Below are 12,696 nucleotides of genomic sequence, written 5' to 3'. Positions count from 1 at the left end.
TCAGCCTATCGAAGGGCACCCCACTCGGTACACTTGTCAGACAATCGTTCGATGGAGTAGAGGAACACCGTGACGACCACCCTTGCCGAACCCCTGGATCCCGCCATTCTCGGAGCATCGACCCAGGTGCATTCGCGGTCGATCGATCGCTTCGCGCGGGCGCACGACGCCTCGCACTATCTGCTGGTCCCCGACGCGGTGCTCTCCCCCGTCGATGCCGAGGGTGTCGCCCGCGCCTTCGACGCCGTGCGCGCGGCCGGGCGCACGCTCACCTTCCGCTCCGGCGGCACGAGCCTCTCCGGTCAGGGCGTCAGCGGTGACATCCTCGTCGACACCCGCAGCCACTTCCGCGGCATCCACGTCGAGGACGACGGGGCGACGGTGCGCGTCGGGCCGGGCGCGACCGTGCGTCAGGTCAACACCCGCCTCACCCGGTACCGCCGCAAGCTCGGCCCCGACCCCGCCAGCGAGATCGCCTGCACGATCGGCGGAGTCGTGGCCAACAACTCCAGCGGTATGGCGTGCGGCATCACGGAGAACACCTACCAGACGATCCGCTCCCTGCGCGTGGTGCTGCCCAGCGGCACGATCCTCGACACCGGCGCTCTCGACGCGAATACCCAGCTGCGCGCGGCGGAACCCGCGCTCGCCGACGGGTTGCTCGCACTGCGCTCCCGACTGCTCGCATCGCCCGATCACGTCGCCTTCCTGCAGCAGCAGTTCTCCATGAAGAACACGATGGGTTACGGGCTCAATGCGCTGCTCGACTTCGACGATCCCGTGCGCATTCTCGAACACCTGATCATCGGCTCCGAGGGGACGCTCGCGTTCGTCGCCGAAGCCTCGTTCCGCACGATCGAGGTGCAGTCGGCCGTCGCGACCGGACTTCTCGTGTTCGAGACGCTCTCCGCCGCCATGTCCGCACTGCCCGCGCTGACCGACCTCGGACTCGCCACGATCGAGCTGCTCGATGCCGCCTCCCTGCGCGTCGCCCAGGGCCTCAGTGACGTTCCAGCCGTCATCGCCGAGATCGATGTCCAGGGTCATGCCGCCCTCCTCGTCGAGGTGGACGCGGCGAACGCCGAGCGCCTGACCACATCGCGTGCGGTCGCTCAGGCGCACTTCGATGCCCTGCCGCTCGCCGCCGCGCCCAGACTCACCACCGATGCTGCGGAACGCGCCGCGCTCTGGCACGTGCGCAAGGGGCTCTACACGGCGGTGGCCGGCGCGCGCCCGTCCGGCACGACAGCGCTTCTGGAGGACATCGTGGTGCCCGTCGACCGGCTGCTGGTCACCTGCGAACGGCTGATCGAGCTGTTCGCCGAGCACGGCTATGAAGGCTCCGTGATCTTCGGGCACGCGAAAGACGGCAACGTGCACTTCCTGCTCAACGAGATTTTCGACGACCCCGGCAGCGTGGCGCGCTACCGGCGATTCACCGACGACCTCGTCGAGCTCGTGCTCGGTCAGCAGGGATCGTTGAAGGCCGAGCACGGGACGGGGCGCATCATGGCGCCGTTCGTCCGCCGCCAGTACGGCGACGAGCTGACCGACATGATGTGGGAGATCAAGCGCCTGTTCGATCCCGACCTCATCCTCAACCCCGGGGTGGTGCTCTCCGACGATCCCGACTCGTACCTGCACGATCTCAAGCGTGTGCCCACGGTCGAGAGCGAAGTCGACCGCTGCGTCGAGTGCGGGTACTGCGAGCCGACCTGTCCGAGCAAGAGCATCACCCTCACTCCACGTCAGCGCATCGTGATCCGGCGCGACATGGCCTGGGCCGAGGAGCAGGGCGACACGGCCCTCCTGGAGGATTTACGGGCCGACTACGACTACGACGGTGTGCAGACGTGCGCCGTCGACGGCATGTGCGGCGTCGCCTGCCCCGTCGACATCAACACGGGAGACCTGGTGCGCCGCCTGCGCGCCGAGCAGTCGTCGAAGATCGAGGACACAGTCTGGGATGCCGCGGCCAAGGGATGGTCCACGGTGACGCGAGTCGGCGGCACCGCGCTCACCTTCGCCGCCGCGATGCCCGCGCCGCTCGTGAAAGGCGTCACTCAGATCGGCCGTGCCATCCTCGGCACGGACACGGTGCCGCTGTACGACGGCGGGCTCCCCCGCGGCGGGACCAAGTCCCCGACCGCGCAGAACCCCGCGGATGCCGGCGCCGTCTTCTTCGGAGCCTGTATCGGCACGATGTTCGGCGCGGAGGGCCACGGAGAGGGCTCCCGCGACGCCGTGCGGGCGCTGCTCGACCGCGCAGGAATCGCCGTCGTCATCCCCGAGGAGACAGGCGGGATGTGTTGCGGTACGCCGTGGAAGTCGAAGGGACACCTCGCCGGCTACGACCGGATGACGACCCGCGTGCTGTCGTCGCTGTGGGAGGCCAGCCGTCACGGAGAACTCCCGGTCGTGTGCGACGCGGCATCCTGCACGGAGGGCCTGCACACGATGCTGGCCAAGTCGCTCACGGAGTATCCGGAGTACGGCGCGCTCGTGATCGAAGACGCCACGACATACATCGCCCGCGAGGTGCTCCCCCGCGTGACCGTGTCGGCGAAGCTCGACAGCGTGGCTGTGCATCCGACGTGTTCGACCACCGCGCTGGGTGCGACCGGTGCACTCACCGAGATCGCCGCTGCCGTCGCCTCCGAGGTTTACATCCCGGAGGGCTGGGGGTGCTGCGCATTCGCGGGCGACCGCGGCATGCTGCACCCGGAGCTGACCGCCAGTGCGACCGCCGTCGAGTCCGCCGAGGTCCGTGCTGCAGATGCGGACCGCGGCGGCTTCGATGCCTTCGTCTCAGCGAACCGCACCTGCGAGATCGGCATGAGTCGCGCGACCGGCCAGCCCTACCGCCACGTCGTCGAGGTGCTGGAGGAGTTGACCCGCGGCTGAGCGACAGCGCGTGCAGCTGCTCGACGGCGCCGTGCAACTGCTCCACGGCGCCGTCAGGAGTTCTCGCTTTAGGCCGTCTCTGCGGAGAGCACCACGACGGCCGCCGATCGACGCTCGTCCGGGATGACCACCACGCTCTGCCCGTCACGCTGCACGGCCCGGGCTTCGCTGCCGTCCGCCCACCGCAACCCGGCGGATCGCAACTCCGGCGCCAGGAGGAACTCCCCCGCACTGGGCTCGAGCGCGAGGACATGCACCACCGAACCCGTACGCGTGTACCGAAGCGGAGCACCCACCGACTCGCCCATACGGATCCACGGGCGTGTGCCGTAGATCGCCTGTCCGTTGATCTCGAGCCAGGAGCCGAGCTCGCGCATCGCGGCGCGCTGCAGCTCCGGGATCGAGCCGTCAGCGGCCGGGCCGACATTGATCAGGAGGTTGCCGTTCTTGGCGACCACGTCGACCAGCAGTCGGATCAATGCCGCGCCAGACAGCGAGTGCCCGGAGTCCTCGGCCTGGTTGAAGCCGAACGAGTAGCCGAGGCCGCGCGTCGACTCCCAGGGTTCCGGGATGATCTCCGGGACGTCGGTGTATTCACGGGTGAGGACGCCGTGGAACGGCACGCCCCAGCGGTCGTTGACCACTCCGTCGGGTACCGCGTCGAAATAGCGCTCGAGCAGGGCGGCCACCGCGAAGTCATCACTCCCCTTGCCACCATCCGGCCACTCGATGTCGTTCCAGAGCATGTCCGGCGAGAACCGCTGGACGAGCTCGTCGAGCTGGGCAGCGGAGTACCGCGCGAAGTGCTCGTCATTACGGCGGTACCGGAACAGGTCGGTGTCGGACTCGATCGCCGGGAAGTCGCTGACGTGCCAGTCCAGCGCCCCGGAGAAGTAGACGCCGAACTTCGCGCCGGCACGGCGCGTGGCGTCGTGGAACTCCGCGATGAGGTCTCGACGAGGCCCTCGCTCGACGGCGTTGAAATCGGTCGTGCCCGTACCCCAGAGACAGAAACCCTCATGGTGCTTGGTGGTCGGCACGATGTACTTCGCTCCCGCCCCCACCAGCTCGGCAACGAACGAATCGGCATCGAAGGCCGACGCGTCCCATCGGTCCGCGAGATCCTCGTAGGACGTGCCGGCTCCGTACAGGCGCTGGTGCCGCTCCCAGGTCGGACTTCCGGCGATGCGCACCGTGTTGCCGTACCACTCGGCGTACTGGTGCCAGGCATAGGCATCCTCGGTGGGAATGTTCACTCCCTCGCCGTGCTGCACGGCCCACGCGGGCACCGAGTAGAGACCCCAGTGCACGAAGAATCCGAGCTTCGCATCGCGGTACCACTCCGGCACATCGCGGGTCGGATACTCCGGCGCGGCGTCGCCGAGCTCGGGTCCTGTGCGCTTCTCGAAGTTCATCATGCGGAGTCGTCCTCTCTCTCACCGCGGCGGGTGACCACGGCGGTCAGGTCCGGCTCGCCCTGCGTGTCGAACGGGTAGACACCGGGGCGGAGGCGGTGGTGCCCGAGGCGGAGCAGATCCTGATCGACGCCACCGGGTGTGAGCGCGAGGGTCCATCCGGCAGCCAGCTCATAGAGTTCGGGCTCGAGGTACCCGATCTTCACCACGACGATGTCTGCCGTCGTGGGTTCGAGTCCCAGCATCCGGAAGTCGTCGAGGTGATGGAACGGCTTGCGCCGCTCCGTGATGATGGCATGCACACCGCCGACCGCGATCACGACCTGCGTGCCGGCGACCGGGTCGCCCTCGGTGATCGAGAAGACGGTTCCGCTGATCGCCACGGGGCCGTGCGGCCCGTCGTCGACACCGGCTCCGGCATCGAGAGTCACGGTCGCCCCTTCGCCGGCGGCCACGGCCCGCTCCACCGCAGCCCGGTCGAAGATCGAGGCGACGAGCGTCGTGCGATTTCTGTCGGTGAGCTCGGGCCGCTCCAGCAGTCGGGCGAGCGTCCAGGTGACATCGCCCGCTCCCCCGGCGGTGGGGTTGTCGCCGGAATCGGAGATCAGATAGGGATGCGGCGCCTGCGCGTCCAGAGCGCGGGCGAGTGATTCCTCGAGCGTCCCCGTCTCGGCGACGAAGACGAAGTCCGCGCGCGCATCCCAGAACATTCGCGCGACACGCTCCGCCTCCCGGGCGATGAGCACCCGGTCGTCACCTGTGACCACGACGTAGGCCTGGCATCGGGGCTCGTCCGCCCAGGCGTAGCCGATCCACACCGACGCGTCGACGACGCCGTCCTGGGCTTCGATCTCGGGAAGCTGTGCGTAGATCCCTGCCGCCGGCTCCATCCGGGTGCTGGTCTTCTCACCGGGGAGCAGCACCGGAACCGGCACCCAGGCACTGAAGGGACGACGAAGGCGCGGATCCGCTCCGTGCGAACCCCGCAGGCGGGCGAGCAGATTCCACACCGCCCGTTCCTTGGTGTTCAACCAATCCTCGTGCGGCGCCATCCGGTAGCAGGTGAGCAGATCGACCGCGTCGCGCAGCACCTCGGACACGTTGCCGTGCAGATCCATCGACGTGGAGACGAGGGTGTCCTCGCCCAGCGCCTCGCGCACCGAGGTCGCGAGATCACCCTCGGCATCGTCCAGCCCCACCACGCTCATCGCGCCGTGGATGTCGAAGAAGAACCCGTCGAACGGGCCGTCCGCGCGGATGCCGGCGAGGATCGCGTTCTTCATGCGCTGATAGGTCTCGGGATCGACGGCACCGCCGGGCAGCGATCGCCCATGGGTGAGCGGCACCCACTCGGCGGCGCCTGCCAGCTCGCGTCCTTCGTCGAGGAAGGGATAGTACTCACGCAGGGCGTCACCGGTGCGGATCGTGAACGCCTCCTCGCCGGAGATGTGCGGGGAGAAGGTGCTCGACTCGATCGAGATCCCGGCGATACCGATGCGCGGACGAGACAGCCCGCCGTCGGTGATGGGCGGCAGCGGGCCCATCCAGATCTCGCTGGCGTCGGGTCGTTCGGTCACGTGCGGCTCCTCGGTCGGTGCGGTGTTCACGGTCAGGGGGCGCCGACGAGCACGAGAGCGCGTCGAGCCGTCTCGATGGCTCCGAGCGCGACCGCGTCGCCTCCGAGCCTGGCCGGGGTGATGCGCAACGGGAGCCCGGATACCGGGGAGTCGGTGCGCAGGGTGTCCTCGATCGCGGGCTCGAGCAGGTCCCACGCGCTCGACACTCCCCCGCCGACGATCGCGTGCGGAAGGTCGAGCAACGTCGCAGCGCTCGCGCAGGCCAGGGCGAGCGCTCGGCCCGCCGCGCGGAACACGGCGATCGCCGCATCATCCCCGGCGCGTGCGCGCTCGGCGACGACGCGCGCGTCGAGGACCTCGCCCCCGGCAAGCTCGGCGTAGCGACGCCCGATCGAGGTGCCCGACGCGAGCGTCTCCAGGTGTCCGATCTGGCCGCAGGTGCAGACGAGATCGCTGTATCCCGGGGTGTGACCGATCTCGCCGGCTGCACCGTGGGGGCCGTGGCGCAGTTCACCGTCGATGATCACCGCACCGCCGACGCCGGTGCCGAGCATGACTCCGAGCACGTCATGCTCCGAGCGGTCCGCCGCGGCCACCTCGCCGAGGAGGAACGCGTTCACGTCGTTCTCGACCCGCACCGGTACCGAGAGTCGCGACTCCAGTTCATCGGCCAGCGGGAAACCCGCCCAGTCGACGAAGGTCGCAGAGGCCGCGCGCACGGTGCCGGTCGCGTGGTCGATCACACCGGCGGCGCCGACGCCCACAGCCGCCAGCGCCACATCGGCGCGCGCGGCGAGGTCGAGTGCGAGCGCCGCGGCGGCATCCGCCATCGCTCCACCCCCGAGACTGGCCGGTGCCGGTACGCTGCCGCGCGCCAGCACCGCCCCGTCGTCGGAGACCAGCAGTCCGCCGATCTTGGTGCCGCCGATGTCGATGCCGACGATGCCGACGATGCCGACGGCGTATGCCGGCGGGTCGATGAAGGGCATGGTGGTCCTGTCCTGCTGGGGGTCGATCATGATCAGCGTCCGCCGAGGCCGGCCATCGCGATGCCCTTGACCAGATGCTTCTGCAGCACGATCACGAGCAGCGTCGTGGGGATCATCGAGATGATCGCGGCGGCCATCTGCAGATCCCACCGCGTACCGGTGAGGCCCGCGAAGCTCGCGAGTCCGACCGGGAGCGTCCCGTGGGCGTTGTAGTCCACCGTGACGATCAGCGGCCACAGATAGCTGTTCCAGAAGGTCAGGAAGGTGAACACCGCGAGCACCGCGACCGCGGACTTCGACAGGGGCAGGATGATCTGCAGGAACGAGCGCACGGGGCCCGCGCCGTCGACACGGGCAGCCTCTTCGAGCTCGTAGGGGATGCCGCGGAAGAACTGCCGCATCAGGAAGGTCCCGAACGCGCCGAAGGCGAAGGGCAGCACGAGCGCCTGGTAGGTGTCCACCCAGTCGAACCACTGCATCACCTGGAACATCGGGATGACCAGCACCTCGGCCGGCACCATCAACGTCGCGAGGAACAGCACGAAGACCGCATCACGGCCCTTCCAGCGCAGACGACCGAAGGCGTAACCCGCCGTGGTCGACACGACCAGCACGACGAGGGTGCCGAGGATCGCCACGATGAACGAGTTCATGATGTAGGTGACGAAGGGTCCGTAGGCGAAGACGTCCACGAAGTTGCTCCACCGCAGCTCAGAACCCACGAGCGTCGGCGGCATGGAGAACATCTCGGCGTTCGGCTTGAGCGCGGAGAAGAACGCGTAGATGAGCGGGGAGATGAAGATCAGCGCAGCGATGTAGATGCCGACATGCGCGAGGATCAGGCGAATGCGCGCCCCCGGCGTCGTGGTCGCTCCACGAGAGCGCCCGCGATCGCGGCGTTCACGTTCGGCACGGGGCGTGCGCGTGGTGACGGTCTCAGTGCTCATAGTGCACCCACTTCTTCTGTGCGGCGAACTGCAGACCGGTGATCGCGATGATGATGGCGAACAGGATCCATGCCGCAGCCGCAGCGAGGCCGAGGTCGCCGAAGGTGAAGCCCTGCTCCCAGATGTACATCACGAGCGGCTTCGTCGCGTTGCCGGGGCCACCACCGGTGAGCATCTGCGGTTGCACGAACACCTGCAGCGACGTGATCATCGTCATGATGGTGGCGAAGAAGATGGAGGGAGAGATCATCGGGATGATGATGCTCCAGGCCCGCCGGAATCCCTGCGCACCGTCGATGCTCGCCGCTTCGAGCACGCTTTCGGGAAGCTGCTCGAGTGCAGCCGAGAAGATCAGCATGTTGTAGCCGAGGCCCTGCCAGACGCTCATCACGACGACCATGATCATCGCCCACGACGGGTCGGCCAGGAAGTTGGGCAGTTGGATGCCGAACCAGGTCTGGGACAGTCCGTTGAACAGTCCCTGGGGCTGCAGCATCATCTTCCACACGAGCACGTTCGCCACCATCGGCGTCACGACCGGGATGAAGAAGAGCACGCGCAGTGCCCCACGCCCGCGGATCCGCGGGCCGAGCCCGAGAGCGAGCACGAGCGAGAGAGCGACGCTCAACGGCACGTAGAGCAGCGTGTACACCGCCGAGTTGCGCAGCGCCGGCCAGAAGTCGGGACTGCTGGTGAACAGCTTGACGTAGTTGTCCACACCGTTGAAGGTTCGTTCGCCGAATGTCGGCCAGTCGAAGACGCTCATCACGATCGACAGCCCCACGGGCACGATCGTGAACACGGCGAGACCGATCAGGGCTGGGCTTGCGAAGCCCAGCGCCTGACGGCCTTCCACCTTGGCGAGCGATCCTCGACGTCTCGTCGTGATCGTCATCTCAGTTTCTTGTTCTTTCTCTGGTACTGCTGCTGCGGACGAAGTCCGGTCACTCGCCGAACTGGGTCTGCGCGTTGGTCAGCAGCTCCTCCATCGACATCTGGCCGTTGTAGACGCTGACGAGGTTGGGCTGGATGTAGCTGTCGAGCTTCTGCCAGTTCTTCGTCATGTACAGCGGCACGGTGTCGGCGAAAGCCGCCTCGAAGACGGACTGCACCTGCTCGCGGTACTCCTCGTCGATGGACTCGAAGTACAGCGGCTGGGAGGAGATGCGCGCCGGGTAGGAACGGCCGGACGACGCGATGTAGTCCTGCGCGTCTTCGCCCAGGAGCGAGCCCATCACCTTGAGCGCGGCCTCGGGGTTCTCGCAGTTCGCCGAGATGCCGTAGCCGGAGCCGAGGATCGGACCGGGGTTGCCGTCGACGCCTGCGGGAAGCGGCACCATCCCGGCCGCGAAGCCGGACTCGTTGTTCAGGTAGCTGACCGCGTTCCAGGTACCGTCGACAGCCATCGCGGCATTGCCGCCGGTGTACTGGTTCTCGCCCCAGCCCGTGTCGGATGCCGACGAGACGGGAGCGGCGACCTTCTTCTCGGTCACCAGTTCCGCGTACCAGGTGGATGCCTCCACGAAGTCCTCGTCATCGATGTGGAGCGTGCCGTCTTCCGAGGCCGGCTGCGTGGCGGAGTACGCGATCGGCATCGACATCCACTGGTAGCCGCCCATGCCCATGCCGAAGCCGTACTTGCCGTCCTTCGTGGCGTCCGCCGCGATCGCGTCGAAATCGTCGAACGTCCAGCCGATCTCCGGCGTCGTCGCGCCGCCCGCGGTCAAGAGGTCCTGGTTGTAGTAGACGAGCATGGTGGCGACGTCGAACGGCACACCGTAGACCTTGCCCTCGAAGCTCAGGATGCCGTCGGCGCTGGGGTTGAACTCCGCCCAGTCGATGCCGGCCGTCTTGAGGTCTGCCGCGCTCAGTTCCCGGAACCCACCGGTGTAGCCGCCCAGCTGCGCGCCGCTCATGCCCGTGATGCAGGCCATGTTGCCGCTGGCCATGTTCGTGGTGAGCTTGGTGAAGAAGTCGCTCCACGGCGACGTCTGCAGCTTGATCTTGATGTCCGGGTTCTGCTCCTGGGCGAACGCGACCTGGGCCTCGAGTGCGTCCACGTCCGTCTCACTGCCGGCCCACATGTCGACGACGATGGTGTCACCGTCTGCGGAACCGCCGGCGCTGCCGGTGCTCGCACAACCGGTCATCGCCACGGCGACGCCCGCGACCGCGGCCACGGCGCCTACGCGCATCTTCTTCATTGAATGTCTCCTCGGGAAGGAAGGAAGGTTAATTCGGGAGTAGAAATAACCAAGTAGGATTTCGTATGAAGTTACGCTGTCACACTTCCTCGGGCCGTGCAAGCCGAACATCCGATGTTTATGAGTCCTTGATAATTCGTAACCTTCACGAAACAGACGCCGCCCCGGATACGCTGACCTTGCTCCGACACGAAGGATCCTCATGACGAACCCCGCCGATCGACCCGCCGAGGATCCGCATTCGCGACGCATCCTCGACCTCGTCGCCCGCGGCGAGGCCCGCTCGCGCAGCGAACTCGCCTCCCGGCTCGGTGTCGCGGCCTCCACCGTCGGGTTGCGCGTGCAGACACTCCTTGATGCCGGAGTGCTGCAAGAGGCGGGGGCAGGTACATCGAGCGGTGGACGACGGCCTCGCGTGCTGCAGATCGCCGGAGACGGTGTCGTGCTCTCCGCCGATCTCGGCGGTGGACATGCCCGGGTCGGACGCCACAGCCTGAGCGGAGCTCTCCGCGGCTCCCGATCCATCGAGATCGATCTGACGGAGGGCCCCGAGGCCACGCTCGCGCGAATCGCGGACGTCTTCGACGCCCTGTCGGACGGCGCGCGCATCCACGCGATCGGCGTGAGCCTGCCGGGTCCGGTCGACATCGAGTCAGGATCCGTCGACCAGCCCTCACGCATGCCCGGCTGGCCCGGATTCCGCGTCGGAGAACATCTCTCCACGCACTACGGGGTACCCGTGGTCGTCGACAACGATGCCAACCTCGCGGCGCTCGGGGAGCACCGCGAGCAGTTCGGCCACACGCATCACAGCATCACGGTCAAGGCGGGCACCGCGATCGGCAGCGGCATCATCGTCGACGGACGCGTGCACCGCGGAGCGACAGCCGCGGCCGGCGACATCACCCACACCCGGATCGACGGCAGCGGCGACATCCCCTGCTCCTGCGGCAACACCGGATGCCTCGAGACCGTCGCCAGCGGCGCGAGTCTGGTGCGACAGATGCGAGCCCGTGGCAACGAAGCGGTGCACACGACCGCCGATGTGCTGAACCTCGCGCGCGACGCGGACCCTGAGGCGACCACCCTCGTGCGCACGGCCGGCACCCATCTCGGTCAGGCGCTCTCCGGAGTCGTGAACTTCTTCAACCCCCATGCGGTGTTCCTGACCGGGAGCATGAGCGCCTCGGAACCGTTCATCGCGGCCGTGCGCAGCCGGGTCTACGAGGCGTGCCATCCCCTCGCGACCCAACGACTGCGGATCGAAGCCGCGACGACCGGCGCCGATGCCATCCTCCACGGCGCTGCGCGTCTGGCGCTCGAAGGACTGGACATCCCGGTGGCGACAGCCTGAGCCGCCGCCACCGGAGGCTCACTCCCCCGACAGCGTGAGCTCGATAACCGGCAGCAGCACCTCCGGGCGACGCACGGGCAGGTGCACCGTCAGCGTTCCCTCATCCTCCCCCGCCGGCGTCATCAGGTCCGCCTGCTGCTGCGGATCCGAGACGCTCGTGTTCAGCCAGGAGCCGTCGTTCAGCAGGCGGGCGTACGAGACGCGCCCCGCGAGACCGGGAAGGTGCACGAAGCCCAGAGGCCAGGAGGAGAGGCTGAGGTACAGCCGATTCCCCTTCTGCGTGTACACGCCCTCGCGCGGCGGCACGAACGATGCGTGGCCCGCACCGACCACGGCATCGCGGTGCAGCTCCAACCACGCCCCGATCTGCGCCAGGGTGTCCGCATCGCGGGGGGCGATCGCTCCCCTGCCGTCCGGTCCGATGTTGAGCAGCATGTTGCCGTTCATCGACACGGAATCCACGAGCATCTGGGTGAGCATCGTCGCGGACTTCTGGTCGGTGTTGTCGCGGTGGTAGCCCCACGATCCGTTGAGTGTCTGGCACGCCTCCCAGGTCAGCGGCACCCCGTCGCGCTCGATCGGCGCCGTCGGCTGATACTGCTCCGGCGTCACGAAGTCCGCGGGGATTCCGAGGCGATCGTTGACGAGCATTCCGGGCTGCAGCTCGCGGCACAGTGCCAACAGCGCCTCGGCATCCCAGTCGTCCGGGCCCTTTCCGGACCATCCGTCCTTGCTCTCGGGATAGGTGAAATCGAAGAACAGATAGTCGATCTCGCCGTACTCGGTCAGCAGTTCCCGCACCTGCCCGTGCAGGTACTCCCGGTAGCGAGCCATGTCGCGTCCCTCATTGAGATCCGCGGCATTCGCATCGTCGCGGCGCGGGTGGTTCCAATCGACGGTGAAGTCGGGGTGATGCCAGTCGATGACCGAGTGGTAGAGGCCGACCTTGAGCCCCTCGGCCCGAAGTGCATCCACATGCTCTCGCACCAGATCACGCTGCACGGCGACCTGCGCCGTGTAGTCCGTGAGCCGGGAGTCCCAGAGGCAGAATCCGTCGTGGTGCTTGGTCGTCAGCACCACGTAGCCCATACCGGCATCCTTCGCCGTGCGCGCGATCGCCCGGGCGTCGAAGCGATCCGGATCGAAGTGATCGAAGTACTGCCGATAGTCCGCATCGGTGAGTCGCTCGTAGTTCTGCACCCACTCGTGCCGTGCCGCGGCGCTGTACAGCCCGAAGTGCACGAACATGCCGAAGCGGGCGGTCTCGAACCAGTCGTCAGTCATCATTCCCTCTCAAGATCGGATA

At 67.5% G+C, this 12,696-nt stretch carries 9 protein-coding genes; 2 read left to right on the top strand and 7 right to left on the bottom strand.

From position 1 onward, the window contains the following. The first annotated feature begins 69 nt into the window (after nucleotides 1-69). A complete protein-coding gene (locus P0Y60_09570; GenBank protein ID WEK59630.1) occupies nucleotides 70-2,904 on the top strand; it encodes an FAD-binding and (Fe-S)-binding domain-containing protein in 2,835 nt (944 codons plus the stop codon). 68 nt (nucleotides 2,905-2,972) lie between these two features. Here P0Y60_09570 and P0Y60_09565 read toward each other — a convergent pair whose 3' ends face one another. The 6 genes from P0Y60_09565 to P0Y60_09540 are packed head-to-tail and all read right to left on the bottom strand — an operon-like array spanning nucleotide 2,973 to nucleotide 10,036. Then, a complete protein-coding gene (locus tag P0Y60_09565) occupies nucleotides 2,973-4,322 on the bottom strand; it encodes an alpha-L-fucosidase (GenBank protein WEK59629.1) in 1,350 nt (449 codons plus the stop codon). Next, entirely contained in the window at nucleotides 4,319-5,896 is a 1,578-nt protein-coding gene (locus P0Y60_09560) for a M81 family metallopeptidase (GenBank protein ID WEK59628.1), read from the bottom strand. Before P0Y60_09560 ends, P0Y60_09565 begins: the two co-directional genes overlap by 4 nt. 32 nt (nucleotides 5,897-5,928) lie before the next feature. Beyond that, entirely contained in the window at nucleotides 5,929-6,915 is a 987-nt protein-coding gene (locus tag P0Y60_09555; protein WEK59627.1) for an ROK family protein, read from the bottom strand. 2 nt (nucleotides 6,916-6,917) lie between these two features. Then, on the bottom strand, nucleotides 6,918-7,832 hold the full coding sequence (locus P0Y60_09550) for a carbohydrate ABC transporter permease (GenBank protein WEK59626.1): 915 nt from the start codon (nucleotides 7,830-7,832) through the stop codon (nucleotides 6,918-6,920). Further along, nucleotides 7,822-8,727: a sugar ABC transporter permease gene (locus P0Y60_09545; GenBank protein WEK59625.1), complete on the bottom strand. Its 906-nt coding sequence runs from the start codon at nucleotides 8,725-8,727 to the stop codon at nucleotides 7,822-7,824. Before P0Y60_09545 ends, P0Y60_09550 begins: the two co-directional genes overlap by 11 nt. 49 nt (nucleotides 8,728-8,776) lie before the next feature. Next, the gene (locus P0Y60_09540) at nucleotides 8,777-10,036 is read right to left on the bottom strand and encodes an extracellular solute-binding protein (GenBank protein WEK59624.1); all 1,260 of its coding nucleotides are present in this window, start codon (nucleotides 10,034-10,036) and stop codon (nucleotides 8,777-8,779) included. 202 nt (nucleotides 10,037-10,238) lie between these two features. Here P0Y60_09540 and P0Y60_09535 point away from each other — a divergent pair, with 202 nt between their 5' ends. Then, the gene (locus P0Y60_09535) at nucleotides 10,239-11,390 is read left to right on the top strand and encodes an ROK family transcriptional regulator (protein WEK59623.1); all 1,152 of its coding nucleotides are present in this window, start codon (nucleotides 10,239-10,241) and stop codon (nucleotides 11,388-11,390) included. A gap of 18 nt (nucleotides 11,391-11,408) precedes the next feature. On the opposite strand, the gene P0Y60_09530 is transcribed toward P0Y60_09535, so the two are convergent. Continuing rightward, nucleotides 11,409-12,674 carry an alpha-L-fucosidase gene (locus P0Y60_09530; GenBank protein ID WEK59622.1) on the bottom strand — a complete coding sequence of 422 codons (1,266 nt, stop codon included), beginning with the start codon at nucleotides 12,672-12,674 and terminating at the stop codon, nucleotides 11,409-11,411. Nucleotides 12,675-12,696 lie beyond the last annotated feature (22 nt).

Origin of the sequence: Candidatus Microbacterium colombiense (assembly GCA_029203165.1) — a bacterium.
GTDB lineage: Bacteria > Actinomycetota > Actinomycetes > Actinomycetales > Microbacteriaceae > Microbacterium > Microbacterium colombiense.
The sequence above is the reverse complement of the archived record's forward strand: the minus strand, read 5'-3'. Positions and strand labels throughout refer to the sequence as shown.

What these genes read in the sequence shown, in the direction of transcription:
- P0Y60_09565 (WEK59629.1), bottom strand. Translation starts at nt 4,322, where the DNA reads ATGATGAACTTCGAGAAGCGCACAGGACCCGAGCTCGGCGACGCCGCG.
- P0Y60_09545 (WEK59625.1), bottom strand. Translation starts at nt 8,727, where the DNA reads ATGACGATCACGACGAGACGTCGAGGATCGCTCGCCAAGGTGGAAGGC.
- P0Y60_09555 (WEK59627.1), bottom strand. Translation starts at nt 6,915, where the DNA reads ATGATCGACCCCCAGCAGGACAGGACCACCATGCCCTTCATCGACCCG.
- P0Y60_09540 (WEK59624.1), bottom strand. Translation starts at nt 10,036, where the DNA reads ATGAAGAAGATGCGCGTAGGCGCCGTGGCCGCGGTCGCGGGCGTCGCC.
- P0Y60_09530 (WEK59622.1), bottom strand. Translation starts at nt 12,674, where the DNA reads ATGACTGACGACTGGTTCGAGACCGCCCGCTTCGGCATGTTCGTGCAC.
- P0Y60_09535 (WEK59623.1), top strand. Translation starts at nt 10,239, where the DNA reads ATGACGAACCCCGCCGATCGACCCGCCGAGGATCCGCATTCGCGACGC.
- P0Y60_09550 (WEK59626.1), bottom strand. Translation starts at nt 7,832, where the DNA reads ATGAGCACTGAGACCGTCACCACGCGCACGCCCCGTGCCGAACGTGAA.